The sequence below is a fragment of the Aliihoeflea sp. PC F10.4 genome, assembly GCF_054612275.1.
In genome coordinates this window covers 86,363-110,631 of record NZ_JBTSWH010000001.1, presented here as the reverse complement: position 1 = coordinate 110,631, position 24,269 = coordinate 86,363, and the positions used below count along the sequence as shown (strand labels likewise).

The following is a 24,269-nucleotide window of genomic DNA, read 5'->3' as shown; positions in this document are numbered from 1 at the left end:
GTGGTCAGCAGCGTTAGAGAAGCTTGTCCAGCGTGATCGGCAGGTCGCGGACGCGCTTCCCGGTCGCGTTGAACACCGCATTGGCGATTGCCGCCGCCACGCCGGTTATGCCGATTTCGCCGATGCCACGCGCGCCGAGCGGCGACCTTGGATCGGGAATATCCGTCCAGATCACATCGATATCGGGCACGTCGAGATGGGCAGGAACGTGATAATCGGCGAGCGTTGCATTCATGATCCTGCCGGAGCGCTCGTCGAACATCGTCTCCTCCGTCAGGGCAAGACCGATCCCCATGATCATGCCGCCCTTGAACTGGCTCGTCGCAGTCTTGGGGTTGAGGATTACGCCGCAATCGTAGGAACCGAGCATCCGCGACACGCGCACTTCGCCGGTCACTGCGCTGACGCGCACTTCGCAAAACACCGCCGAGAGGCTCTGCATGGCGAATTTCATCATCTCCAGCGGCGCGCTGCCGCTTGCCGTGACGGTGACGTCCTCGCGTGAAGCACGAGCGAGGATCGCCTCAAAGCTTTCGGTTCGCGACGGATCTTCGATGCTCACCAGATGCCTGTCGACCAACCGGACTTCGCCGGCGCGCAGACCGGCGAGCGGGCTGGAATTGCCGGCCAGCCGCAAGAGTTCACCGGCCAGCTTGTCGGACGCAGCGGCGATTGCAGCGGCGATCGAGACGGTCTGCGAGGAGCCGCCCGCCATAGGCGTCGCCGGCAGTGCCGAATCACCCATCTCGAAGCTGATCGCCTCCATCGGCAGACCGAGACGATCCGAGGCGTGCTGGATCTGCACCGTCGATGTCGCCATGCCCATGTCCTGTGCGGAAGACGAGACCGTCGCCTTGCCGTCGCGCGTCAGCGCGATCCTGACGCTGGCGCCCGGCATGCGCAGATAGGGGAAACTGCCGGTCGCGCATCCCATGCCGATCAGCCATTCGCCGTCGCGACGCGCTCCCGGCTTTGCCTGCCGCTCGTGCCAGCCGAAGCGCGATGCGCCATCGCGGTAAGCCTGGACCAGAGCGCGCTGCGAAAAAGGCGTGCCGGAAATCGGATGCTTTTCAGGCTCGTTGCGCAGGCGCAGCTCTATCGGATCGATACCCATTTCATGCGCCAGTTCGTCGATGGCGCTTTCGACCGCAAAGGTGCCCACCGCCTCGCCGGGCGCGCGCATGAAGGTGTTCGGCACGACATCGAGGTCGAGATGATGCTGAACGAATTCGCAGCTTTTCGATCGGTAAAGCCCCCGCGCGGTGAGCGTGTACTGCTCAGGCGAGGCCGAATAGGTCGGCATCACCGAATGCCCGGTGTGAATCAGCGCGGTGAAATTGCCATCCTTGTCGGCAGCTATCGCGACGCGCTGCTCCGTCGGCGCGCGCCCGCCGATGATGCGGTAGACGCCATCCCGGCTCAAAACGAGGCGTACCGGCCGGCCCGCGATTTTGGCTGCGGCGCTCGCGACGACCTGATGGTCCCACAATCCCTTGCCGCCGAAACCGCCACCGACATAGGGCGACTGAACGCGGACCTTGTTCTTTTCCAGCCCGAACACCTTGGCCAGAGCGTTGGCGCTTGGTGCGATCATCTGCGTGGCGTCGTGAATGGTGAGCGAATCGCCCTCCCATGCAAGCGTCACGGCGTTCAGTTCGATGGCGTTATGGTTGTGACCGGGCGTGTGATAGATATTGTCGACGCGATAGTCGGACTTTGCCAGTTCGCGCTCCGCATCGCCGACCTTGACGTGGTTCTTTTCCACCAGCACCGATGCAGGCGTGCGCGCCGTCGCTTTCGCCTCCTCGAAATGCGTTCGTGCCGGTGCGGCTTCATAGTCGATCCGAATGAGCGAAGCTGCGTAATCCGCCTGCTCCTGCGTTTCCGCGAGCACCAGGGCAACTACTTGCCCGTTATAGCGGATTTCGGGGTCCTGCATGATCGGCAGGGCGCTGGAGCCGACCGCTGACGGGTTCGTCATGCTGATGAGCGGAATGATGTCGAGACGCGGCATGTTGCGATGGGTCATCACGAGGATGACGCCCGACGCGTTTTCGGCCTCGCCCGTGTCGAGGTTATTCATGCGCCCGCGCGTGATCGCGCTGTGCACCAGCGACGCGTAGCACAAGCCCTCCATCGGCACTTCAGCGGCAAAGCGCGCCTGCCCGCGAACTTTTAGCGGTCCGTCCAACCGGGACACCTGACGCCCGACGGCGCCGCGCCGCATGATCAGGGGATCGGGCGTACCGCCGGGCAGCCAGCGCTCGGGCATCCAGCCGAGAACGGTCCGGACCGATTCGACAACGGCGTTCTGTACCCTGCTCATCGATTGTCTCCGGTCAGTTCGGCAAGCACCGCACTTGCGGTGCGCGTGGCCAGTTCCACCTTGAAGGCGTTGCCGGCGCGCGGCACGGCACCTTCAAGCTCTGCCTCCATTGCGCTCCTGAATGCGTCCGATGTCGCCGCACTTCCACGTAGCGCCGCTTCGGCACGCGTCGCCCGCCACGGCTTCGGCGCGATGCCACCGAACGCCAGACGCACATCCTCGATCACACCGTCGCGCATCGTCACGCCAGCCGCTACGGACACCAGCGCGAAGGCGTAGCTCGCGCGATCGCGCACCTTGCGATATGTTGAACGGGCAGCGATCGGCGACGCAGGAATTTCGATAGCGGTAATGATATCGCCCACCTCGAGTACGGTCTCCAGATCGGGCCGATCGGCGGGAAGAACGTGGAAATCGACCAGCGGGACGATCTTTGTGCCTGCGGGTCCGGAAATATGGACCTGCGCGTCGAGTGCGGCCAGCGCCACGCACATGTCGGACGGATGCGTGGCGATGCAGGACGGAGAAGCACCGACGATCGCATGATAGCGGTTGTCGCCGTCGAGCGCATCGCAGCCGCTTCCCGGCACACGCTTGTTGCAGCGCGAACCGGCAGCATCGTTGAAATAGACGCAGCGCGCGCGCTGCATCAGATTGCCCCCCATCGTCGCCATATTGCGGATCTGCGCCGACGCGCCGGCAAGGATCGCACGCGACAGCATCGGGAAACGGGTTCGCACGATGCGATCGGCGGCAACGGCGCTGTTGCGCGCGGCCGCGCCGATATAAAGCCCGCCATGACTGGACTCGGTAATTTCAGCAGATAGACCGGTTACATCCACCAGCCCACGCGGATGCTCGATACCCTTGCGCATCAGGTCGATGAGATTTGTTCCCCCGCCCAGAAGCTTCTGGCCGACCTCGCCGGTCAACTTGACAGCATCATCGAGGGAAGCGGATCGCGTGTAGGAAAATGGGTTCATGCCACCTTCTCCTTCGCCGCCTCGAGGATAGCTTCGACGATTCCGTTGTGAGCGCCGCACCGGCAAAGGTTGCCGCTCATACGTTCGCGCACTTCTTCTGCCGTCAGTGCCGGGCGCTCGGCGCCCAGATCGGCTGTGACATAGCTTGGCGCGCCATCGGCAATTTCGCGCAACATGGCCGTTGCCGCACAAATCTGGCCGGGGGTGCAATATCCGCACTGGAACCCGTCATGTTCGATGAAGGCCGCCTGCAACGAAGTGAGGCCCGAGCCATCCGACAGCCCCTCGATCGTGGTCACGGAACGACCGTCCGCCTGCACGGCAAGCGTCAGGCACGACAGGACCCGCTCGCCATCGACGAGGACGGTACACGCGCCGCAAGCGCCCTGATTGCAGCCGACCTTGGTGCCGGTCAGATGCAGGCGCTCTCTTAAGAGATCGAGCAGTGAAACACGCGGATCGTCAGGCACCGCCACGTCGGTATCGTTGATGCGTATCGCCATTTTCCCATCCCGGTACTGTTGCGTACGTTCAAACATAATACGATAATCGTACTATTCAATCACCGTAGTATGCGATTTTTGTCATCATTGCGATAAAGCTCTCGCGCTCGTCATGCGAAAGCCGGTCCAGCATCATGCGGAACATTGCACGGTAAGCGTCGCGCTGGGTGGCGACGTATGTCTTGCCCGCTTCGGAAAGCCGAAGCGCGACCGCGCGCCGGTCGCCTTCGGGACGATGGCGCTCCAGAAGCGCGCGCTTGGCCAGCCGGTCGGTCGCCGAGGAGATCGTGGTCGTCGCCACGCCCAAAAAGCGCGCCACGTCGGTGGGGCCGCAATCGGGGTGCCTGCTCACATAAAAGAGCGTTTGCTTGTCGACTTCCGTTAGCGGACGCTCGGGACCTGTATCCGTCAGTTTGAAACGGCGGACGAAAGTGTCGAGCGCTTCGCCAAGCGTGTCGATCTGATGGTCGGTAGGCGTTGTCATGGTTTCACCATAGGCCCCGCTCGCACGCCTTGCCAGAGCAACGAATTCGGAACCTGCCGCCGTCCGATGCATTCGGGAAATGGGGAACCATGTCACGACATTCGCGCCAAGCACGATTCTACAGGAAGGGGAAACGCGATGAGACGCCTGATTGCCGCTGCGGCAACCGCATGCGCTACGGCACTTGCACCGGGAGCTTATGCCCAAACGCCACCCAACGTGCTCGTCGTCGGCCAGATCGCCGAACCGCAGTCGCTCGACCCGCACGTCGCAACGGCCACCAACGATTTCCGCATCCTGATGAATCTTTATGAAGGCCTTGTCCGTTTCGCCGACGGAACGCTGGAGATCGAGCCGGCGCTTGCCGAAAGCTGGGAGGTTTCCGATGACGCCTTCACCTATACGTTTCAGTTGCGCGAAGGCGTGACCTTCCATGACGGCACGCCGCTCGATGCAGAAGCGGTGAAGTTCAATTTCGACCGCATGCTCGATGAAGACCACCCCTTCCACGGCACCGGCCCGTTTCCGCTCTCGTTCAATTTCTCCGTCGTCGAGGAGGTGACGGCTGTTGACGACTACACGGTCGAATTCACGCTCAGCGAACCGTTCGCGCCTTTCCTGTCCAACCTCGCCTATCCGACTGGACTGATCGTATCGCCGACCGCCGTCGAACAGCATGGCGAAGACTTCGGGCGCAACCCGGTCGGCACAGGGCCGTTCCGCTTCGCCGAATGGCAGGCGAACCAGCGCGTGGTTCTGGCCGGCAACCCAGACTATTGGGATACACCGACGACGCTCGAGGCCGTCGTTTTCCGCCCGATCACCGACGCCAACACGCGCATGGCCGAAATGCTGGCCGGCGGGCTCGATATCATGGTTGAAGCACCGCCGGACTCCATCGCGCAGTTCCGAGACGCCCCCGACTTCACGGTGCAGGAACAGGCCGGCCCTCATGTCTGGTACGTCATCCTCAACATGAAGGAGGGGCCGTTTCAGGACCTTGCCATCCGACAAGCCGCGAACTTTGCCGTCAACAAGGAAGTGCTGGTGAACGACGTTCTGCAGGGAACCGCGCAAATATCAGCCGGCCCGGTGCCGCCGGCCTTCGCGTGGGCCTATAATGAAGAAGTCGAGCCTTACCCCTACGACCCCGAGCGCGCCCGCGCGCTGCTCGAAGAAGCCGGCTACGACGGTGAGGAAATCGTGTTCTATGTGACCGAAGGCGGTTCGGGCATGCTCGATCCGGTTGCGATGGGAACGGCGATCCAGGCCGATCTTGCGGCGGTCGGCATGAATGTGCGCATCGAGACCTATGAATGGAACACCTTCCTCGGCCAGGTGAATCCGGGCCTCGAAGGCAGGGCGCATATGGCCGAAATGGCGTGGATGACCAACGATCCCGACACGCTTCCGTTTCTGACGCTGCGAACGGCGGCCTGGCCGGAAGAAGGTGGTTTTAACTCTGGCTACTACTCCAACATCGATGTCGACGAGATTCTCGATCAGGCACGCATGGAGACCGATCCGGAGCAGCGCGCAGCGCTCTACCGGGACGTGCAGTCCATCGTCAACGAAGAGGCGCCCTGGCTCTTTGTCGCCAACTGGGTGCAGGGCGCGGTCACCACGTCGAACGTCGAAGGCTTCTCGCTTCAGCCCTCCTTCTTCCTCATCCTCAAGGATGTCGTGAAGAATTGAGACCCCGCGACTGAACAAGAGTGAATATGACTGGCTACGTCGCAAAGAGATTGTTGGCGGTGATCCCCGTGCTGCTCGGATTGTCGGTCATCGTCTTCATGATGATGGCGCTGATACCGGGCGATCCGGCGACGGCCATTCTCGGCAATTACGCGACGCCCGAAAACGTCGCGCGGCTCAACGCACAGCTCGGCCTCGACAAGCCGTTGCCGCAGCAATACCTGATCTGGCTCGGCAATCTCATGCAGGGCGATCTTGGACGCTCTTTCGCGCTCAATCGCCCCGTCCTCGACGAAGTGACGGAGCGGTTTTCGGCAACGCTCATCCTTGCAGGTGCGGCTCTCGTCCTATCCTCGATCCTCGGGCTTCTGGCGGGCATCGTCTCGGCCGTGCGCCAGTTCGGATGGGCCGATGGTCTGATTACGCTGCTGGTGCTGATCGGCATCTCCACGCCTTCCTTCTTTCTCGGACTGATGCTGATCCTCGGCTTTGCCGTAAACCTGCGATGGTTTCCACCGAGCGGCATGTACGCGATCTATGGCGGCGGCGATCTGCCCGACCTTCTGTACCATCTCGTCCTGCCGGCAATCACGCTCGCCGCTGTCGCGACCGGCGTGATCGCGCGCCTCACGCGCACGGCCATGCTGGAGGTTCTGCGGCAGGATTATATCCGCACCGCGCGAGCCAAGGGCGTTAGCGAGCGGCGCGTCGTCTATATCCACGCTTTCAAAGCGGCGCTCGTCAGCGTCATTCCGGTGATCGGCATTCAGGCGGGGTTCGTTCTGGGCGGGGCGGTCTATATCGAGACCGTGTTCCAGTGGCCGGGCATCGGCGCAATGCTCGTCAACGCGATCTCGACCCGCGACATTCTTCTGGTGCAGGGCGGCGTGCTCGTGGTCGCAGCCAGCTACGTCCTCTTCAACCTTGCAGCCGACGTCGTGCAATCGCTTCTCGATCCGAGGCTGAGGCGATGAGTGCGGTGACGTCCACAAATCGGTCGACCGGGCGTCCCGGCGCCGTCCGCCTGATGCTGAACAACAGGCTGGCGACGGGTGGCCTCGCCATTCTCGTTATTCTGGTGGCGCTGGCGCTTTTAGCGCCGCTTTTGCCGTTGCACGATCCCAACGTTACCTCGCCTGCCGACCGGCTGCTGCGGCCATTGTCTCAAGGTCATCTGCTCGGCACCGACGCGCTTGGGCGCGACATTCTCTCCCGCCTGATATGGGGCTTGCGCGTCAGCCTCGCGGTCGGCATCTCCGCGACGCTGATCGCCGCCTTTTTCGGCTCCCTGATCGGCCTTGTCGCCGGCTACGCCGGCGGGCGCACCGACAATGTGCTGATGCGCGGTGTGGATATGCTGATGGCGTTTCCCTACATCCTTCTGGCGCTTGCCATCGTCGCCGTGCTCGGCCCGGGTCTCGTCAACGCACTCTACGCAATCGCAGTCGTCAACATCCCGTTCTTCGCCCGTAACATCCGCGGTGTGACGCTCGGCCTCGCGCATCGCGAATTCGTCGATGCCGCGCGCCTGTCTGGAAAGGGCCACGCGCGCATCCTCGCTACCGAAATCCTGCCGAATGTCGCGCCCGTCATCGTGGTCACCATGTCGACCACGATCGGCTGGATGATCCTCGAAACGGCGGGTCTTTCCTTTCTCGGTCTCGGCGCGCAGCCGCCGCAGGCCGATCTCGGCTCCATGCTGGGAGACGGTCGCGGCGTGTTGTTCAACGCCCCGCATGTAGCTGTCATTCCAGGCCTCGCCATCTTCATCCTCGTCATGAGCATCAATCTTCTCGGCGACGGTATCCGCGACGTTCTCGACCCACGCCTGAAGTCCGGCGCGCTGACGCGGCCGCTGGGCCGCACTGCGATAGAGGTCCAGCCGAGTCAGCTTCCCACGCAGACGCCACCCGGCACCGCGCTCCATGTTGCCGGGCTGAAAACCCAATTCGAGCTTGGATCAAGGACGCTGCACGCCATCGACGGCGTCGACCTGATGTTGCGCCAGGGCGAAGTGCTCGGCATCGTCGGCGAATCGGGCTCCGGCAAATCGGTGACGGCGATGTCCGTCATGGGTCTCGTACCGACGCCGCCCGGCCGCATAACCGACGGGACGATCCGGTTGAACGGGGAGGATCTTTTCGCCGCGTCCGACGAGCGAATCCGCCAGTTGCGGGGCGGCGCGGTCAGCCATGTTTTCCAAGACCCGCTTTCCACGCTTCATCCCCTGTTTACGGTCGGCGACCAACTCGTCGAGGCGATCCGCGCACACCAGCCGCTCGGGTATCGGGCTGCCCGCGAGCGCGCCAAAGACCTTTTGACGCTCGTGCGCATTCCCAACGCGCAAAACCGGCTCGACGCCTATCCGCATGAGCTTTCGGGCGGCATGCGCCAGCGTGTCGTCATCGCAATGGCGCTCGCGAACGATGCCGAATTGCTGATCGCCGACGAACCGACGACGGCGCTCGACGTTACCGTGCAGGCGCAGATTCTTGCGCTCATGAATCGCCTGCGACACGACAAGGGCGCGTCGATCCTGTTTATCACCCATGATTTCGGCGTGGTTTCGGCGATCTGCGACCGGGTCGCGGTGATGTATGCCGGCCGCGTCGTCGAGACGGGTACCACCGATCAGGTTCTGAACGAACCGGCGCACCCCTATACGCGCAGGCTGATTGACTGCGTGCCCGTGCTCGGCGAGCCCAACCGCCGGCTCGACGCCATAGAAGGCCTGCCACCCTCGGCGGACGATGTTCCAGGCGGCTGCGCTTTTGCCCCCCGCTGCCCTTTGGCGCGACCCGAATGCCGCCAAAACGACATTCCGCTTTTCGATCTCGATGGCGGGCATGCCGCACGCTGCCTTTATCCGCTTGGTGAAAAACGCAAAGGCGACCGTGTATGACTGACGCTGCACCCCTCATCCAGCTCGACGCGGTGAAGCGCGTCTTCGGCGGCGGTCGCAGCCTCATCGGCCGCGTCAAGCCCGCAAATCATGCGGTACAGGAGGTATCGCTCGATATTCGACAGGGCGAAACTCTGGGCGTCGTCGGCGAATCGGGATGCGGGAAATCGACCCTTGCACGCATGCTCGTCGGGCTGGACACACCGACGACCGGGCAAATCCGGTTCAAGGGCGAGGATATCGCCGCGATCGCGCGCAGCGACTTCAACCGGATCGCGCAGCGCATCCAGTATGTTTTTCAGGACCCCGTTTCCTCGCTCAACCCGCGAAAGACCATCCGCGCCATATTGGAGACGCCACTCAAACGACTGCGTGGCCTTGGACGCCAACAACGCGGGGAGCGGCTGAATGCTCTGCTCGATGCCGTGAACCTTCGGCCGGAGTTTCTCGACCGCTATCCGCACGAATTCTCCGGTGGGCAGGCGCAGCGCATTGCAATCGCCCGCGCCCTTGCCGCAGAGCCCGAACTGATCGTCCTCGACGAGCCCGTCTCTGCGCTCGATGTTTCGGTACAGGCGCAGGTGCTTAACCTGCTGGATGACCTGAAGGCACGCTTCGGGCTGACCTATGTCTTCATCAGCCACGATCTTTCAGTGGTCGAAAGTGTCAGCGATCGCGTTGCGGTGATGTATTTTGGGCGCATTGCGGAAATCGGACCGGCTCGTTCGATCTTCGCCAATCCACGCCACCACTATACGCGGCTGCTGCTGGATTCCGTCCCGGTTCCTGGGCGAGCGGTCCGTGCAACGGAAGGCACGGACGGCGAGTTACCAGATCCGTACGATCCACCCATAGGCTGCGCCTTTGCTGCCCGTTGCCCGGCCGCCGATGATTTGTGCCGCAGTAAAAGGCCGGGCCTCAATGAAGGCGCGATCGACCGCGAACATCTGGCTGCCTGCTATTACCCGCCATCGGCCGAAACCGCGCGGCCCTAATTTCAGAGGCCAATTCCGCACTTAGAGCCAAATCCGCGTGCTATTGGCCGGCTCAGGCGCTAAGCCACAGCGACATCGAGCGTCACGGAACCGTTATATGGCAAGTCTAGACAGGGCGCTTGCGAGCGCCTGAAAGGGCACAGCCGCATTCAGCACAAAGAGGTTCGAACATGCGCACTCTCATCGCAGCATTTGCACTAGCGGCCGCCACTTCGACCGCCATGGCGGTCGAAGGCAATCTGGTGCTTTATACCAGCCAGCCCAACACCGACGCGCAACAGACCGCCGACGCATTCATGGCGAAATATCCCGACGTTACGGTCGAGTGGGTACGTGACGGCACACCGAGGATAATGGCAAAGCTCGCCGCCGAAATCGAAGCCGGCCAGCCTCAGCCGGACGTTCTGCTGATCGCCGATATCGTAACCATGGAAGGGCTCAAGGCCGAAGGCCGGCTGATGGAATTTCCAGAAGCCGAAATCGAGGGCATAGACGAGGCGCTGGTCGACGCCGACCGCACCTATTTCCCCACCAAGCTGATCACGACCGGCATCGTCTACAACACGAATGCCGAAATGATTCCGACGAGTTGGCTCGATCTGACGAAGCCTGAGGCGAACGGCCTGATCGCCATGCCCAGCCCGCTGACCTCGGGCGCGGCGATGATCCATACAGTGACGCTGACCGGAAACCTTCAACAAGGTTGGGACTTCTATTCGGCGCTTGCCGAGAACGGCGCACAGGCCTCGGGCGGCAATGGCGATGTGCTGACCGCAGTCAGCGGCGGCGACAAGCTCTACGGCATGATCGTCGACTTCATGCCGATCCGCGAAAAGGCCAAGGGTGCGCCGGTCGAATTCGTCTTTCCCGAGGAAGGCGTTTCGGCGGTGACCGAGCCGGTGGCGATCCTTTCCACGGCGCAGAATCCGGAAGCCGCAAAGGCTTTCATCAACTTTCTGCTCTCCGAAGAAGGCCAGGCTCTCGCGGTCGAGCAGGGTTACATCCCCGCACGGGCCGACGCCGGCTTGCCAGAAGGTTATCCCGAACGCGACGCCATCAAGGTTCTCGACTATGATGCTGCGGCAGCACTCGCCAGCGACATGGAGAACAAGGAAAAGTTTTCCGAGGTCATGGCGCAATAAACTTACCGTCCGCCGCTACGACTGAATGATGACCGACGCATCGGCGACACTTCGAAAGCACCCCGCATTGCGCGAGCCGGACGCCCGGCTCGGCTTTACGCGTGTCGGCTATCCACGCTTTGCAAACGGTTTCGGGCCGCGTCTTGCGGCCCTTCTCGCCGTTGCCGTGGTCCTGCTGCTCGGATTTTTGCCCGTCGCGCGATTGATCGTGGCGGCGATCGCGCCGGGAGGCGAGTTCGACCTTTCCAGTTTCGCGGATAGGCTATCGAGCCCCGCAGCGATGCGCGCAACGTGGAACACGCTGGATACCGCCTTTTTCGGCGCATTGCTTTCCCTAGCCATCGGCATGCCTCTGGCCATGGCAGTCGCGATGACCGACCTGCCGACACGTCGCGTGCTCGGCTTCCTGATCCTGATGCCGCTCATCATCGCACCGCAGGTAACGGCACTTTCCTGGCTGCACCTGACAGGCCCGTCGAGTACGCTTTTGAACATGCTCGGCATCGCCCCTTCACCGGGCACCCCCAATCCGATACTCGGCCGCAAAGGCATCATCCTGCTTTTCGGCGTGCAGCACGCCCCGATCGTGTTCATCACGCTTCGCGCCGGCCTTGTCGGCGTGCCGGCGGATCTGATCGAGGCGGCGCGTGCCTCGGGCGCATCCTCGCTTCGCGCATTTGCGACCATCGTCGTGCCGTTGCTGAGACCTTGGATAGGGGCGGCTGCCGCGCTTGCCTTCGTGTCGGGCATCGGCAATTTCGGCATTCCGGCGCTGCTCGGTCTGCCGGTCAACTATCTCACATTGCCGACGTTGATCTATCGTCAGATGTCCAGCTTCGGACCTGGCGTGCTGCCGCAGATGGCCAGCCTGTCGGTGCTGATCGGAGGGCTCGCACTCGTCGGAATCGCAATGCAATCCTTTGCCATGCGCGGCCATCATGCCCGCTACGTGACAAGACGTGCGACGCAGATTTCGCTTGGACGATGGCGCCTGCCACTCAGCATATTGTGCTGGGTATTGCTGACATTCATGCTGATCGTCCCGACCCTTGCGCTCGTGACCACCTCTCTTGTCTCTGCGTTCGGCGTCCCGCTGTCGTTGCAGACGATGACTTTCGCCAATTACGATGAAGTGCTTTTGCGGCAGGCATCGACAGTGCGTGCCTTTCGAAATTCGACGCTGCTTGCCGGCAGCGCCGCGCTGATACTGGCGGCTGCCGCCATTGCAGTCACGATCGCCACGGAGCGCTTCGGACAGCGCAGCCGGCGCCTGCTGCAAGGCATCGCGGAACTTCCCTACGCATTGCCGGGCATCGTGCTCGCCATCGCTTGCATCCTGCTTTTTCTGCGTCCGCTGCCTTTGATCGGCAGCCTCTATGCGACGGCATGGATCATCCTCGTAGCTTACCTGATGAAGTTCCTTGCTCTTGCGATGAAACCGGTCGCAAGCGCCGTGGCGCAGATTCCGACTGATCTGAACGAAGCGGCGGCATCGACCGGAGCTTCGCCATTACGCCGCGCCTTGACGATAACCGTGCCGCTTGCTGCGCCCGCCGCCGTCGCCGGCGCGCTGCTCGTCTTCATGAGCGCTTTCAACGAATTGACGGTGTCCGCGCTTTTATGGTCGAGCCGCAACGAAACACTTGGCGTCGTTTTGTTCAGCCTTCAGGAAGCCGGGCTCGGACCACAGGCAGCGGCGGTGGCGGTGGCCACCGTAATCGTCGTCGTGATGCTGCTCGCTATCCTCGACCGGTTTGCAGCGCGGCTCCCGCGCGGCGTGCTCCCCTGGCGGTGACACTCAGTCCGGGATTACCCACGCATCGACAATGGCAAGTTTGAGATCGCTGCCGATCGCGGGTGCGTCGAGGCAATCGATGACGACCGCTTCCTGCGTCCTCGGCAAAGCAACGGACACCTCGAATACCGGTCCGCGATAGACCGTCGATAGAACCCGGCATGAAATGCCGTTCTCGGCCGGCTTGAGACCTTCCGGGCGAAGCAGCACCTTGGCATGTTCGCCCAGCGGCGTGCTGGCAAAACGGGCGGCGAATTCATGCCCCGCCAGCGAGAGCACGGCGCTGCCCTCCCGACGGGCGACGATTTCGGCATCGACGATGACGCCACGACCGACGAACCGCGCAACCTTGTCATGGGCCGGCGAACGATAAATCTCGGTCGGGGCGCCAAGCTGCAGGATGCGTCCGTGGTCCATGACGGCAATGCGATCCGAAAGCGCCAGCGCCTCGGCCTGATCGTGCGTCACATACACCATCGTCGCGCCGGTTCGCCGATGAACGTCCCGGAACACCTCGACCATCGAGGCGCGCAAATGCATGTCGAGATTGGCGAGCGGCTCGTCGAACAAAATGATGCGTGCGTCGGCGACGAGGCAGCGCGCCAGGGCGACACGCTGGCGCTGGCCACCGGAAAGCTCGTCGATGCGGCGGGTTTCGAAACCGCTAAGGCCGACGATCGACAACACGTCACGGACGCGACTGTCGCGCTCTTTTCTCGCCATGCCGCGCGTTGCCAGCGGATAGGCGACATTTCCCGCCACATCCATATGCGGCCACAGCGCATAGGACTGGAAGACGACGCCGACGCCGCGCTTTTCCGGCGGCACATGCCGCGCCCCATCCGCCATGACCTCGCCATCAAAACCGACGCTGCCCTCGTCGGGTATCTCGAAACCGGCGATGAGACGCAAAAGCGTCGTCTTTCCGCAGCCGGACGGGCCGAGCAGCGAGGTGAAGGTTCCGGACGGAAAATCCAGGCTGATGTCGTCAAGGGCGGCCACACTGCCAAAGCGGCGTGTCGCGTGTTCGATGCGGATGTCTACCATATGATGGGCATTGGCATTTTTTCATGACGAAATGATTTCAGCCGGATAACTTTGCGTTGTCCGGGGTGGAGCCGGGCAAAATTGCGCTCAACACGCAAAAGCTGATTTCCTACGAATCCTTGCCGTCGATCATCTGCATCAGCATGTCGACGATGCGCGCGCGTTCCTCGTCGGAAAACGGTGAAAATCCGATGAGTTCCATGAACCACAGGCCTTCAGTCGCAAGGTTGACGAGCGCAGTGCGTTCGAACCCGACATCCTCCTGCATGCGGTCGAAACGTTCCCGGTAATAGGCCCGCCCGGACGTAATGTCCCAAAGCCCGGACACCATCATGCGCGCACTGACATGGTCGGATTGCGAGCGGTTTTCCAGTGACGCGATGGCATAGCTCTTGAGCGCCCGCGTCGGCCCTTCCGGCAGTTGCTCGAAGACATCCTGCCACGCCGCGCGGTACCTGGAATTGAGGTGCTTGCGAAAGTCGCCGATCAGATGCTCTTTCGAAGGGAAGTGATAGAGCAGCCCGCCTTTCGTCAAACCGGTCGCCTTGGCAAGCTCCTCGTAAGTCAGCGCCGACGCGCCGCGTTCGGCAAACAGCGTCATCGCGGTATCGAGTATCTTTTGCCTGGCAGATGGCCGGCCGCGCTTGCGCGACGCCTCGGGCTTTTTCATTTTTGCAAGCTCGATTTCTGGTTGCACCCTCGTGACGTGTTATAAACGCAGAACCGCGCCCGCAAACGATTTATTGGCGTTGGCCGCTCGTACGGCACGCTCATTCGCAAATAACCTGTGCGATCATCTCGATTTCGACCGTGATGTTTCCAGGCAGCGAGCCGACGCCGATTGCCGAGCGCGCGTGAGCGGGCGCACTCCCCTCGAACAATTCGGACAACAGCCTCGAACAGCCGTCGATCACGAACGGATGACGGGTGAAGTCCGGTACCGCGTTGACGAAACCGAGCACTTTGACGATGCCTGTGATGCGGTCGATGCTGCCGAGTGCCTGTTGCGCGACGGCAAGGAGGTTCAGCGTCACGAGCCGGGCATGGTCTGCCGCCTCCTCGGCCGTGACGGTATCGCCAACCTTTCCCGTCATCGCGCCGGTCGCGGTCACGGGGCCTTGCCCCGAAATATAAAGAAGGTCGCCATGACGACGTGCCGGCGCGAAAAGCCCAACAGGCGCGCGAAGGACCGGCAACGTCAGGCCCATGGCGGTCAGCTTTTCCGATGGCCGCAACATCGTCAGTACCCCTCGTTGGTACGCGAAGCAGCAAGTGCCGTGGCTGCCGCCTGTCCGATGAAGAAGGCGTCGCTGCCGATGGTCGTCAGCGCAAAGCCCGCTTCCACCATCGATTTGGCATATATCGGCGAGAGGCAGTGAATGCCTGCAAACTTGCCACGTCGTGCCGCTTCACCTGCGATCATGCGAAGCGTTTCAACGAATTCGCCTTCTTCCCGATCGAAGCGCGCATCGAGCCCCATGGAAAGCGACAGATCGCTCGGCCCGACATAAATCCCGTCAACGCCATCGACGTCGAGAATTTCGCCCAGATTTTTGATGGCCTCGACGGTCTCTATCATCGCGATCACCAGCACTTCCGTGTTGGCGAAGGTCTGATAGGGAGCGTCCGGCTCGGAATACGCCCCAGCCCGGTAGGGGCCGAAAGAGCGCGCGCCCAGCGGCGCATAGCGGCTTGCCGAAACCAGTCGCCGGGCCTCCTGCGCCGTATTGACCATCGGGCAGATCACGCCCCACGCACCGGCATCGAGTACCTGTCCGATCAGGCCTGCGTCGTTTTGCGGGACCCGTACGAGAACGGGCAACCGCGAGGCGCCTGTCGCCTGAAGCGAAGCGACGCACGCGGCAAAATCATAAAGCCCGTGCTGCATGTCTATAGTCAGACTATCCCATGGCTGCCTCGCCATCACCTCGGCGCTGAAGCTGGAGGGAATGCTCAGCCAGCCGTTCACGCAGTGCTCGCCGCGAGCGAGCCGTGCGGCCAAAGCGTTTCTCATCAAATATCTCCGTGAGTGCGTAGGTCAGGCAAAGCCGAGAAAGCCCGGTGCCTGCGACAGGGGCGGCGCGGATGCGAGCCGGTCAAGATAGACCGGCGGGCGCGCAAAAGTTCCGTCATTACAGAACGCCGCCTCTATCGCTGCCGCAACGCGAAGGACACCGATATCGCCATGTCGCTTGCCGACGATCTGGAGGCCGAACGGCATGCCGGTTTCATCCCGGCCCATGGGAATCGTGATCGCCGGATAGCCGGGGATGGTCGAAGCATAGGCAAGTGCAAGCCAATGATAGTAGCTTTGCGTCTCCTCATCATCGATCATGGTCGGATAAAGTTCGCTCCACGGACGAGGCGACACGGCGACCGCCGGTGAAATCACGTAGTCCCAGTTTTCGAAAAATGCCTTCCAGCGCTGGGTATATGCCGTCTGGTCGGCAAGCGCCCTGACGATATCGTTCGGGGAGTACGTTTTCGCCTCCTCGATATTCGCGATGACGTTTGGGCCAAGCGCACCGGGCTGGCCAGCAAAGCGGTTGAAGGCCGCGTTGAGCATGATCATGGAGCGCATCACCGCGAAGATGCGGTCCGCCCCGTCGCAATCCGGGTGCGTTTCCTCGCTCGTGCCGAAGAACGGCGCCAGCGCATTTACGCGCTCGCGAAACGCACGGCGCACGATGCCTTCGCAAAGCGCGAAGCCGAAATCCTCGGTGAAGGCCACGCGCAGCCCTGACAGATCGATGGGCTCCGGGTTGGAAAAATCGCGCGCAGCCCATGGCGTGCCGCCATCGACGATTGTGGAGAACGGATCGCCCGGTTCGGGCCGTGAAATCACCGAGAGCATCAGTCCGGCATCGGCAACCGTTCGCGCCATGGGACCGGACAGACTCATCGGGATGAGGCCGAGAGAACGTTTTACGTCGGGCACGACGCCGGGTGTAGTCCGAAAGCCGACGACGCCATTATAGGCGGCGGGGTTTCGCAGGCTGCCGCCGGTATCGGTGCCCGTGCAAAGCGGCGCCATGCCGGTTGCCAGAACGACGCCCGACCCGCCCGACGACCCCGCGCAGGTTTTCGTCGTATCGTAGGGGTTCGCCGTCACGCCATAGACGGAATTGCGCGTATTTCCGCCGAGGCCGAATTCGGGCATGTTGGTCTTGCCCATGGCCAGAGCGCCTGCGCCGCGCATGGCTGAGACGATGGCCGAATCCGCGCTTGCAACATTGTTCTCGAACCGCTTGGAACCGAATGTCGTCGGCAATCCTTCGACATCGGCCTGATCCTTGACGCCGAATGGCAGCCCGTGCAGCGGGCCAAGCTTTTCGCCCCGCATGACGGCGGCTTCGGCAACCCGCGCATCTTCCATCAGCCGGTCGAAATCATAGGCGACGAGCGCATTGACGGCAGGATTGACACTCTCGGTCCGGCGGATGCAGCTCTCAGCGAGTTCCACCGGCGAAAGCGCCCGGCGGCCGATCATGGCCCTCGCCTCATGCGCGCCAAGATCGGCCGGCTCGGTCTTCGCGGGTAAGGTCGTCATCTCGTCTTTTCCGTAAACAGTTTTGCCTGGGATCAGTGCGTGGCGGGCGGCAAGGCGTCGAGATCCGGCACCTGCCAGTTGCCGCCGGGCATCGCCTCGAAAAGCTGACGCGTATAGGCATGGCGCGGCGAGCCGAACACCTGTTCGACCGTGCCTTGCTCGACAATCTCGCCCTTTTGCATGACGATGAGCCGATCGCTGACTTCGGCAGCGACACGCAAATCGTGCGTGATGAAGATCATGGTCAGGTTCATCCGGGTTTTGATGTCCTGAAGCAGTTGAAGAACTTCCTTCTGCACCGACACGTCGAGCGCGGAGACCGCTTCGTCGGCGATCAGCACTTTCGGCTCCAGCATCAAGGCGCGTGCGATGCAGATGCGCTGCCTTTGCCCGCCCGAAAACTGCGATGGATAGCGGTGAAAGGCATCCTCGCCCAGACGCACGATGCGCAGCAACTCCTTCGCCCGCGCGGTCGCCTCACTTCGCCGCGCGCCGAAATTGAGCGGTCCCTGAATCAACTGGTCGCCGATGGTGCGCCGGGGGTTCAGCGAACCGTAAGGGTCCTGAAAGACGATCTGCATGTCCTTGCGGGCTAGGCGAATGTCGCGCCGTGTGCTGGCGGCCATATCGACGCCATCGATCCGGATCGCTCCTGCCGTGGGCTCGACCAGACGCATCAGGCATTTGACGAGCGTTGACTTCCCGGACCCGCTTTCCCCGACCACGCCGAGTGTTTCGCCACGATAGACCGTCAGATCGAGCGGCTGGACAGCATTGATCGTGCGCGCGTCGCTGAACATCGTGCGGGGGATATGGTAGGTCTTTTCCAGCCCCGCGAGTTCGAGCGCCGCTTCGCCGCTTCTTTCGACCACCGGTCGGGCCTCGCCGCGACGCGGCACGGCGGCGATAAGCTGACGCGTATAGGCGTGTTTCGGATGGTTCAGAACCTCGTCCGCGGTTCCCTGTTCGACGACACGCCCGGCCTGCATGACCACGACACGGTCGGCGATTTCCGCCACGACGTCGAAATCATGCGTGACGAAAAGAATGCCAGCCTCGCGCTTTGCCTTCAGTTCCTTCATCAGATCGAGGATCTGCGCCTGGGTCGTTACGTCCAGCGCCGTCGTCGGCTCGTCCGCGATCAAAAGCGACGGGTTCATCGCCAGCGCGATCGCAATGACGATACGCTGACGCTGTCCGCCGGAAAGCTGGTGCGGGAAGCTGTGATAGATGCGCTTCGGGTCGGGCATATGGACCTCCGCCAGAAGATCCATCGTGCGCTGGCGCCGTTCCGCACGTGTCATCGACGTGTGGGCGAGAAACACTTCCTCGATCTGATCGCCGACCGTATAGCATGGGTTCAGCGCCGTCATAGGCTCCTGAAAGATCATCGCCATCTTGCCGCCGCGCATCTTGCGATGCTCCGCTTCCGCCAGGCCGACGACATTTCTGCCCGAGACGAGAATCTCACCGGTCGAAACCTTCAGCGCCTTGGGCAAAAGGCCCATTGCCGTGAACGAGGTGATCGATTTGCCCGAGCCGCTTTCACCGACGACGCAGACGGTCTCCTTGGGCATGATATCGAAGGAAAGGTTCTGGACCGCATGTGCGCGGTCGCCCCCCTCGGGAAGGTCGACCGTCAGATTGCGAATGGACAATACGGGCTGGATACGGTCTTCGCTCATCAGTTACGTCCTTCCGGTGCGGTGATGTCGCGCAGGCCATCGCCGAACATGTTGATCGCCAGCACGAGCACGAAGAGTGCCGCGCCGGGAATCGTGATGAGCCAGCTATCGAACAGAAGCATTTCCTTGCCCTCGGAAATCATCACGCCCCAGGAGGGCGTCGGCGGCTGGATGCCGAGCCCGAGGAAGGACAGCGCGGCTTCGAGCAGGATCGCATGCGCCATTTCCACGGTCGCGATAACGATCAGATTGTTGGCAACGTTCGGCAGTACGTCCTTGACGAGAATCTGGAACGTTCCCGCGCCCTGCACCTCGGCGGCGGCGATATATTCCATTCGCCGCACCTGACGGGTGGCGCTTCGCAGGACGACCGCGAACTGGTCCCACAAGAGAAGCCCCATGACGATCATGACCGTCATCAGCGAGCCACCGAACAATGAGACGACGGCCAGCATTACCAGAATGCCCGGCAGCGCCAGACGCACATTGATGATGAAGACGACGATGCGGTCGACCGTGCCGCCGAAATAGCCGGCGACGATGCCGAGCGTCGTGCCGATGGTTGCCGCGATCGCCACCGAGACGAGGCCGATCGACAGCGATATGCGCGCACCGTAGAGAAGCCGGGCCAGAACGTCGCGGCCAAGCGCGTCCGTGCCGAATGGGTGATCCCACGTACCGCCCATGAAGACCGGCGGAACCGTGCGCTGAAGCAGGTTCTGCGTATAGGGGTCGTGCGGCGAGATCAGCGGCGCGAACAACGCCAGAAGCGCTATGATGAGGATGACGCTTGCCGAGATCAGAAAGCCGGGATGCCGGCGTGCGCGGCGAAGTATTTTCGCGCCGGGACTCTGGGACTGGATTTTCGGAGCCGCGATCGCGGCGGATACATTATCGGACATGATCAGTTGTCCCGCAGGCGCGGATCGAGCCAGGCATTGAGCACGTCCGCCAGAAGATTGAAGAAGATGTAGAAGAGCGAAAAGATCAGGATCAGCGCCTGCATCGTCGGCAGGTCGTTGCGCGATACGGACTGCCAGGCCGCAAAGCCTGCGCCGTTGAGCGCGAACACCGTTTCCACGACGAGCGATCCTCCGAGCAGAAAGCCAAGTTGCACGGCGGCCAGGCTGACGACCGGAATGACGGCGTTGCGCAGGGCATGCTTGAACAGGATTTTTCGCGGTGGCAGGCCCTTGGCGCGTGCGGTTCTCACATAGTCGGAGCCGAGCACTTCGATCATCCCGGTCCGCGTCAGTCGCATGATGGCAGGCGTCGCTGTGGTGCCGAGGACGATCATCGGCAAAATGAAGTGCTTCCAGGTGGTAGAACCGGAGGCGGGAAGCCAGCCCAGATTGATCGAGAACAGGACGATCAGCAAAAGCGACATCCAGAAATTCGGTATCGCTTGTCCGACGACCGCCAGTGTGAGCGCCAACCTGTCGATAATCGAATTGGGACGCATCGCGGCAAGCACGCCGAGCGGAATGGCGATCGAGAGCGCCAGCCCTATCGACAGGAAACCGAGCGTCATGGTCGTTCCCAGCCGCTGAAAAATCAGATCTGCGACCGGCTGGTTGAAATAGGTGCTGACCCCGAAATCGCCGTGCAGGACACCCCACAGCCACGAGCCGTACTGGACGATGATCGGCCGGTCGAAACCATGAACCTCACGGATCGCCTGAATGTCGGCATCGGTCGCGTTTTCACCGGCGATCGCAACGGCCGGATCGCCGGCGACATAGACCAGACCGAAACTGATGGAAGAAACGGTCAGCGCCACGAGCGCCGCCAGAACGAGTTTGTAAAGAATATATCGCGCCATCGAAGACTCCGCGACCGGACTGCGAAGACGCATCGCCTTCGCAGATGCCGGTCCGTTATTTCCAGCTCATCTCGTAAAAACGGATGATTTCATCGGGCGTCGGCTCGAAAGCCAAGTCCGCGTTCAGCACATAGGTGGTCGGATAGGACCACAGGGGCACCCAATACGCTTCCTCGGCGATGCGTTTGAACGCCAACGAGTAGTTCTCCTGGCGCACGCTCGCATCGTTGACGCTGCCGGCTTTTTCGAGCCATTCGATCACTTGCGGATCGCGCGTCACATCCATGCCGCCGCCGTCGAAGAAGCGCGGAGCGATCGCCGCGACGTCGTTCACCGATCCCGAACCCCACGTCATGAAAGCCGCCGTGGTGTCGCCGGCCATCGTCTGCTCGACAAGTGCGGCATATTGCAGGACCGTTATGTTGGCGGTGATTCCGACATTGGCGAGTTGGCCCGCCATCGCTTCGGCGAGCTGGCGGTCGCGATAGGCATAAAGATCGAAGCTGAAGCCGTTTTCGTATCCCGCTTCCGCCAGGAGCGCTTTGGCTTTCTCGGGGTCGAAATCATAGGAAACGACGTCCTGTTCGCAGCCGAACTGGGTCGGATAGCACGCGCTGTCGATGACTTCGGCCTTATCGCCCAATAGGGCCTGCGTGATGGCTGCGCGGTCGATCGCGTGGTTCATGGCCTGACGCACACGCTTGTCGGCGAATGGTGTGTTTTCCGAGGAACGCTTGGCCGAATCCATCGCGATATAGCCGACGCGCATCGTGGGCGCATCCATGACGTTGAGGCCGGAACGACCAGCCATCCGATCGGCCTGGTCCTTGGGGACCTGCCAGATGAAATCGGCCCCGCCGCTCATCAGTTCTGCGATCTGCGTATTTACGTCCGGGATCGTGCGCACCGTGATCGTCTTGATTTCAGGGCGCTGCTTGGGGCCGCCCTCGAAATAATCGTCGAAACGCTCGAGCGTGAAGCTCTGGCCCGGCACGATCTCGGTGAATTTGTAAGGCCCTGTGCCGACCGGCTTCATGGAGAACGCCTGGGCGCCGACTTCTTCGTAATATTCGTTGGGGTAGATGACCGTGTTGCCCGACAGATATTCGAGCGCGGCAGGATAGGGCTCAGGCAGGAACAGTCGAACGGTAAAATCGTCCACCTTCTCCGCGCGCTCCAGATAGGTGATGATGCCGCGATTCTTGATCCCGCTTTCGGGGTCGAGCATGGTGTTGATCGTATAGACGACATCGTCGGCATTGAACGGCTCGCCATTGTGGAAGACCACGCCTTCGCGCAACTTCAGCTCAAGCGTCGTATCGTCGATCCAATCCCAGTCGGTCGCAAGATTGCCGACATATTCGCCGGTTGCCGTATCGCGATAAAGGAGCGTATCGAACGCGGAATAACCGACGATCGTGCCTTCGCGAGACGTCGTGAAATAAAGGTTCGCGTTGTCGAGTTCCTTGGTGAAAAGCACCGTCGCGCTGTCGCTTGCCGCATCGGCAAATGCGAGCGAGGGCACAAGCGCCATAACCGATGCGAACGCCAGTTTACGCATGTCTTTCATGTCGATCTCCCGTTGGTCACGCATGGGCTGCGAAAGGCGCCGGCAGCATGACGATTAAGCGACTACGTTCCCTGCGGCCGAAGATTATGCTTCTTCGTGCCTGCTTCCCGCCGCCGGCATCGCATACCGGCGAAAGGTAGTTTTGTATGGGACCGCCTATACGGCGGTCGGATTTCTGAAACGGCAAAAACTTATTTATATACCGTACGCATGGTACATTAAGTCGATTTATAATGTTCGGCAAGCGATTTTGTGATCGCTCTTTCCTGTGAGGAAAATGCCAACCGGCTCGCGAGCTAGGCTCGATGCCGCAGCGGAATGCATACCACTTGACGAAATCAATTTATAGACCGTAAGTATGGTTTATTAAATAACCTGATCCGAGGACGCTCTTCGGCGTCAGGACAAAAAGAATGACGCCGAATGCGGCGCAATAATGGGAACATCGAGATGACCATCCAATCGGGTGACGGCGACGTCATCCTCGACATGCGTACCAAAGGTATCCCCGGTCGCATCCCTTCGATCGGCCTCGACGACATCGGCGCGATGAACTGGAACGTTCTGCGTGAGGACATGTCGCTGCCGCTCGCGGTGATGCGCGAAAGCGGCATTCGCCACAACAGCCGGTGGATGAAGCGCTTCATGGAGGAAAGCGGCTCGCAGATCGCTCCGCATGGCAAGACCAGCATGAGCCCGATGCTGTTCGATCTCGAACTGGAGGACGGCGCATGGGGCATCACGCTCGCGACAGCTCATCAGGTTCAGGTCGCACGCAGCTTCGGCCATAAGCGAATTTTCCTGGCCAACCAGCTTGTCGGCAAAGCCGCCATCTCGTTCATTATGGAGGAATTGCGCACCGATCCCGATTTCGAGTTCTATTGCCTCGCCGACTCGCTCGAAAACGTTCACGACATCGCTCGTGCCGCACGCGCCGCCGGCCTTCCCAAGCCCGTCAACATGCTGGTCGAGATCGGCATCGTGGGTGGACGGACAGGCTGCCGCACGATCGAGGACGGACTTGTCGTCGCGCGTGCCGTGGCTGCCGATACCGGAACATTGGTTCTTGCCGGTGTCGAAGGTTATGAGGGCCTGCTTCGCCGCCGCGATGGCAGCGAAAGCAAGGCGCTCGTCGACGCGTTTCTCGACAAGCTGATGGACTTCGCTCATCGATGCGATGCGGAGCATCTTTTCGGTATCGAGCGTCCCATCTTGAGTGCGGGCGGTTCGCAATATTACGATCTCGTGGTCGACAGCGCCGCCGATGCCGGCCTTCGCGAACGGTTTCTGGTTCTGGTGCGCAGCGGCTGCTACCTGACGCAGGACTCCCTCGTCTTCAAGACGGCGTTCGACCATTTGCGCGAGCGCAACCCGGCTCTCGCCGAAATGGATGGCGGCCTTCAAACGGCGATCGAGGTTTGGGCTTACGTCCAGTCTCGCCCCGAACCCACCAGTGCCATCCTCAATTTCGGCAAGCGCGACGCCTCGCACGACCACATGCCGATCGCGCTGAACTGGTTCCGTCCCGGCTCGGACATGAATGCCCCGGCCGAGATGGATGACGGCCACGTCGTCACGCAGCTCAATGACCAGCATTGCTTCATGACTGTGCCCGAGGAGACGCCGCTGAAGGTCGGCGACATGGTCTGCTTCGGCATTTCGCATCCCTGCCTGACCTTCGACAAATGGCGCGTCGTCTACGTCGTCAACGACGATTACGACGTCGTCGCCGCAGGCAGCACGTATTTCTGACCTCTCCGCCGCTCCCGA

Annotated in this window: 20 protein-coding genes; 7 read left to right on the top strand and 13 right to left on the bottom strand. The window is 61.7% G+C overall.

Annotation, left to right across the window (positions count from 1 at the left end; translation table 11 throughout):
- Window positions 1–13 precede the first annotated feature (13 nt).
- Genes ACX82Z_RS00480 through ACX82Z_RS00465 form a run of 4 tightly spaced genes read right to left on the bottom strand, consistent with a single transcriptional unit; the run spans window position 14 to window position 4,296 of the window.
- On the bottom strand, window positions 14–2,326 hold the full coding sequence (locus ACX82Z_RS00480) for a xanthine dehydrogenase family protein molybdopterin-binding subunit (RefSeq protein ID WP_459586197.1): 2,313 nt from the start codon (window positions 2,324–2,326) through the stop codon (window positions 14–16).
- Window positions 2,323–3,309: an FAD binding domain-containing protein gene (locus ACX82Z_RS00475; protein WP_459586196.1), complete on the bottom strand. Its 987-nt coding sequence runs from the start codon at window positions 3,307–3,309 to the stop codon at window positions 2,323–2,325. The genes ACX82Z_RS00480 and ACX82Z_RS00475 overlap by 4 nt, the downstream gene beginning before the upstream one ends.
- Entirely contained in the window at window positions 3,306–3,812 is a 507-nt protein-coding gene (locus ACX82Z_RS00470) for a (2Fe-2S)-binding protein (RefSeq protein WP_459586195.1), read from the bottom strand. The genes ACX82Z_RS00475 and ACX82Z_RS00470 overlap by 4 nt, the downstream gene beginning before the upstream one ends.
- A gap of 55 nt (window positions 3,813–3,867) precedes the next feature.
- Window positions 3,868–4,296, bottom strand: a complete 429-nt coding sequence (locus ACX82Z_RS00465) for a MarR family winged helix-turn-helix transcriptional regulator (protein WP_459586194.1) — start codon at window positions 4,294–4,296, stop codon at window positions 3,868–3,870.
- Between the two features lie 138 nt (window positions 4,297–4,434).
- Between ACX82Z_RS00465 and ACX82Z_RS00460 the strand changes: the two genes are divergently transcribed.
- From ACX82Z_RS00460 to ACX82Z_RS00435, 6 genes are all read left to right on the top strand, one after another.
- Window positions 4,435–5,991: an ABC transporter substrate-binding protein gene (locus tag ACX82Z_RS00460; protein ID WP_459586193.1), complete on the top strand. Its 1,557-nt coding sequence runs from the start codon at window positions 4,435–4,437 to the stop codon at window positions 5,989–5,991.
- A 26-nt stretch (window positions 5,992–6,017) separates the two neighbouring features.
- The gene (locus ACX82Z_RS00455; RefSeq protein ID WP_459586192.1) at window positions 6,018–6,965 is read left to right on the top strand and encodes an ABC transporter permease; all 948 of its coding nucleotides are present in this window, start codon (window positions 6,018–6,020) and stop codon (window positions 6,963–6,965) included.
- Window positions 6,962–8,893, top strand: a complete 1,932-nt coding sequence (locus ACX82Z_RS00450) for a dipeptide/oligopeptide/nickel ABC transporter permease/ATP-binding protein (protein ID WP_459586191.1) — start codon at window positions 6,962–6,964, stop codon at window positions 8,891–8,893. Before ACX82Z_RS00455 ends, ACX82Z_RS00450 begins: the two co-directional genes overlap by 4 nt.
- Window positions 8,890–9,888, top strand: coding sequence for an ABC transporter ATP-binding protein (locus ACX82Z_RS00445; protein WP_459586190.1), 999 nt, complete (start codon window positions 8,890–8,892; stop codon window positions 9,886–9,888). Before ACX82Z_RS00450 ends, ACX82Z_RS00445 begins: the two co-directional genes overlap by 4 nt.
- Window positions 9,889–10,058: 170 nt before the next feature.
- Complete coding sequence (locus ACX82Z_RS00440) at window positions 10,059–11,030, top strand: ABC transporter substrate-binding protein (protein ID WP_459586189.1); 972 nt, start codon at window positions 10,059–10,061, stop codon at window positions 11,028–11,030.
- Between the two features lie 28 nt (window positions 11,031–11,058).
- Window positions 11,059–12,825, top strand: a complete 1,767-nt coding sequence (locus ACX82Z_RS00435) for an ABC transporter permease (protein ID WP_459586188.1) — start codon at window positions 11,059–11,061, stop codon at window positions 12,823–12,825.
- Window positions 12,826–12,828: 3 nt separating this feature from the next.
- Here ACX82Z_RS00435 and ACX82Z_RS00430 read toward each other — a convergent pair whose 3' ends face one another.
- The 9 genes from ACX82Z_RS00430 to ACX82Z_RS00390 all read right to left on the bottom strand — a co-directional run bounded on the left by ACX82Z_RS00430 (window position 12,829) and on the right by ACX82Z_RS00390 (window position 22,499).
- Window positions 12,829–13,872, bottom strand: a complete 1,044-nt coding sequence (locus ACX82Z_RS00430) for an ABC transporter ATP-binding protein (protein WP_459586187.1) — start codon at window positions 13,870–13,872, stop codon at window positions 12,829–12,831.
- A 109-nt stretch (window positions 13,873–13,981) separates the two neighbouring features.
- Window positions 13,982–14,542: a TetR/AcrR family transcriptional regulator gene (locus ACX82Z_RS00425; protein WP_459586186.1), complete on the bottom strand. Its 561-nt coding sequence runs from the start codon at window positions 14,540–14,542 to the stop codon at window positions 13,982–13,984.
- A 100-nt stretch (window positions 14,543–14,642) separates the two neighbouring features.
- Complete coding sequence (locus tag ACX82Z_RS00420) at window positions 14,643–15,110, bottom strand: RidA family protein (protein WP_459586185.1); 468 nt, start codon at window positions 15,108–15,110, stop codon at window positions 14,643–14,645.
- 2 nt (window positions 15,111–15,112) lie between these two features.
- On the bottom strand, window positions 15,113–15,886 hold the full coding sequence (locus ACX82Z_RS00415) for an HpcH/HpaI aldolase family protein (RefSeq protein WP_459586184.1): 774 nt from the start codon (window positions 15,884–15,886) through the stop codon (window positions 15,113–15,115).
- Window positions 15,887–15,910: 24 nt separating this feature from the next.
- Window positions 15,911–17,422 (bottom strand): amidase, encoded by a 1,512-nt coding sequence (locus ACX82Z_RS00410; RefSeq protein WP_459586183.1) that lies wholly within the window; start codon window positions 17,420–17,422, stop codon window positions 15,911–15,913.
- Window positions 17,423–17,454: 32 nt separating this feature from the next.
- On the bottom strand, window positions 17,455–19,107 hold the full coding sequence (locus ACX82Z_RS00405; protein WP_459586182.1) for an ABC transporter ATP-binding protein: 1,653 nt from the start codon (window positions 19,105–19,107) through the stop codon (window positions 17,455–17,457).
- Window positions 19,107–20,009 (bottom strand): ABC transporter permease, encoded by a 903-nt coding sequence (locus ACX82Z_RS00400; RefSeq protein ID WP_459586181.1) that lies wholly within the window; start codon window positions 20,007–20,009, stop codon window positions 19,107–19,109. Before ACX82Z_RS00400 ends, ACX82Z_RS00405 begins: the two co-directional genes overlap by 1 nt.
- A 2-nt stretch (window positions 20,010–20,011) precedes the next feature.
- Entirely contained in the window at window positions 20,012–20,929 is a 918-nt protein-coding gene (locus ACX82Z_RS00395) for an ABC transporter permease (protein ID WP_459586180.1), read from the bottom strand.
- Between the two features lie 55 nt (window positions 20,930–20,984).
- Window positions 20,985–22,499, bottom strand: a complete 1,515-nt coding sequence (locus ACX82Z_RS00390) for an ABC transporter substrate-binding protein (protein WP_459586179.1) — start codon at window positions 22,497–22,499, stop codon at window positions 20,985–20,987.
- Between the two features lie 450 nt (window positions 22,500–22,949).
- On the opposite strand from ACX82Z_RS00390, the gene ACX82Z_RS00385 reads away from it, so the two are divergent.
- The gene (locus tag ACX82Z_RS00385) at window positions 22,950–24,251 is read left to right on the top strand and encodes an amino acid deaminase (protein ID WP_459586178.1); all 1,302 of its coding nucleotides are present in this window, start codon (window positions 22,950–22,952) and stop codon (window positions 24,249–24,251) included.
- Window positions 24,252–24,269: the final 18 nt, after the last annotated feature.

Excerpts from the sequence above, each read along its gene's own strand:
- ACX82Z_RS00475 (WP_459586196.1), bottom strand. The coding sequence starts at position 3,309 with ATGAACCCATTTTCCTACACGCGATCCGCTTCCCTCGATGATGCTGTC.
- ACX82Z_RS00400 (WP_459586181.1), bottom strand. The coding sequence starts at position 20,009 with ATGTCCGATAATGTATCCGCCGCGATCGCGGCTCCGAAAATCCAGTCC.
- ACX82Z_RS00435 (WP_459586188.1), top strand. The coding sequence starts at position 11,059 with ATGACCGACGCATCGGCGACACTTCGAAAGCACCCCGCATTGCGCGAG.
- ACX82Z_RS00430 (WP_459586187.1), bottom strand. The coding sequence starts at position 13,872 with ATGGTAGACATCCGCATCGAACACGCGACACGCCGCTTTGGCAGTGTG.
- ACX82Z_RS00460 (WP_459586193.1), top strand. The coding sequence starts at position 4,435 with ATGAGACGCCTGATTGCCGCTGCGGCAACCGCATGCGCTACGGCACTT.
- ACX82Z_RS00410 (WP_459586183.1), bottom strand. The coding sequence starts at position 17,422 with ATGACGACCTTACCCGCGAAGACCGAGCCGGCCGATCTTGGCGCGCAT.
- ACX82Z_RS00425 (WP_459586186.1), bottom strand. The coding sequence starts at position 14,542 with ATGAAAAAGCCCGAGGCGTCGCGCAAGCGCGGCCGGCCATCTGCCAGG.
- ACX82Z_RS00405 (WP_459586182.1), bottom strand. The coding sequence starts at position 19,107 with ATGAGCGAAGACCGTATCCAGCCCGTATTGTCCATTCGCAATCTGACG.
- ACX82Z_RS00395 (WP_459586180.1), bottom strand. The coding sequence starts at position 20,929 with ATGGCGCGATATATTCTTTACAAACTCGTTCTGGCGGCGCTCGTGGCG.
- ACX82Z_RS00465 (WP_459586194.1), bottom strand. The coding sequence starts at position 4,296 with ATGACAACGCCTACCGACCATCAGATCGACACGCTTGGCGAAGCGCTC.
- ACX82Z_RS00445 (WP_459586190.1), top strand. The coding sequence starts at position 8,890 with ATGACTGACGCTGCACCCCTCATCCAGCTCGACGCGGTGAAGCGCGTC.
- ACX82Z_RS00450 (WP_459586191.1), top strand. The coding sequence starts at position 6,962 with ATGAGTGCGGTGACGTCCACAAATCGGTCGACCGGGCGTCCCGGCGCC.
- ACX82Z_RS00480 (WP_459586197.1), bottom strand. The coding sequence starts at position 2,326 with ATGAGCAGGGTACAGAACGCCGTTGTCGAATCGGTCCGGACCGTTCTC.
- ACX82Z_RS00470 (WP_459586195.1), bottom strand. The coding sequence starts at position 3,812 with ATGGCGATACGCATCAACGATACCGACGTGGCGGTGCCTGACGATCCG.
- ACX82Z_RS00440 (WP_459586189.1), top strand. The coding sequence starts at position 10,059 with ATGCGCACTCTCATCGCAGCATTTGCACTAGCGGCCGCCACTTCGACC.
- ACX82Z_RS00455 (WP_459586192.1), top strand. The coding sequence starts at position 6,018 with ATGACTGGCTACGTCGCAAAGAGATTGTTGGCGGTGATCCCCGTGCTG.
- ACX82Z_RS00385 (WP_459586178.1), top strand. The coding sequence starts at position 22,950 with ATGACCATCCAATCGGGTGACGGCGACGTCATCCTCGACATGCGTACC.
- ACX82Z_RS00415 (WP_459586184.1), bottom strand. The coding sequence starts at position 15,886 with ATGAGAAACGCTTTGGCCGCACGGCTCGCTCGCGGCGAGCACTGCGTG.
- ACX82Z_RS00420 (WP_459586185.1), bottom strand. The coding sequence starts at position 15,110 with ATGTTGCGGCCATCGGAAAAGCTGACCGCCATGGGCCTGACGTTGCCG.
- ACX82Z_RS00390 (WP_459586179.1), bottom strand. The coding sequence starts at position 22,499 with ATGAAAGACATGCGTAAACTGGCGTTCGCATCGGTTATGGCGCTTGTG.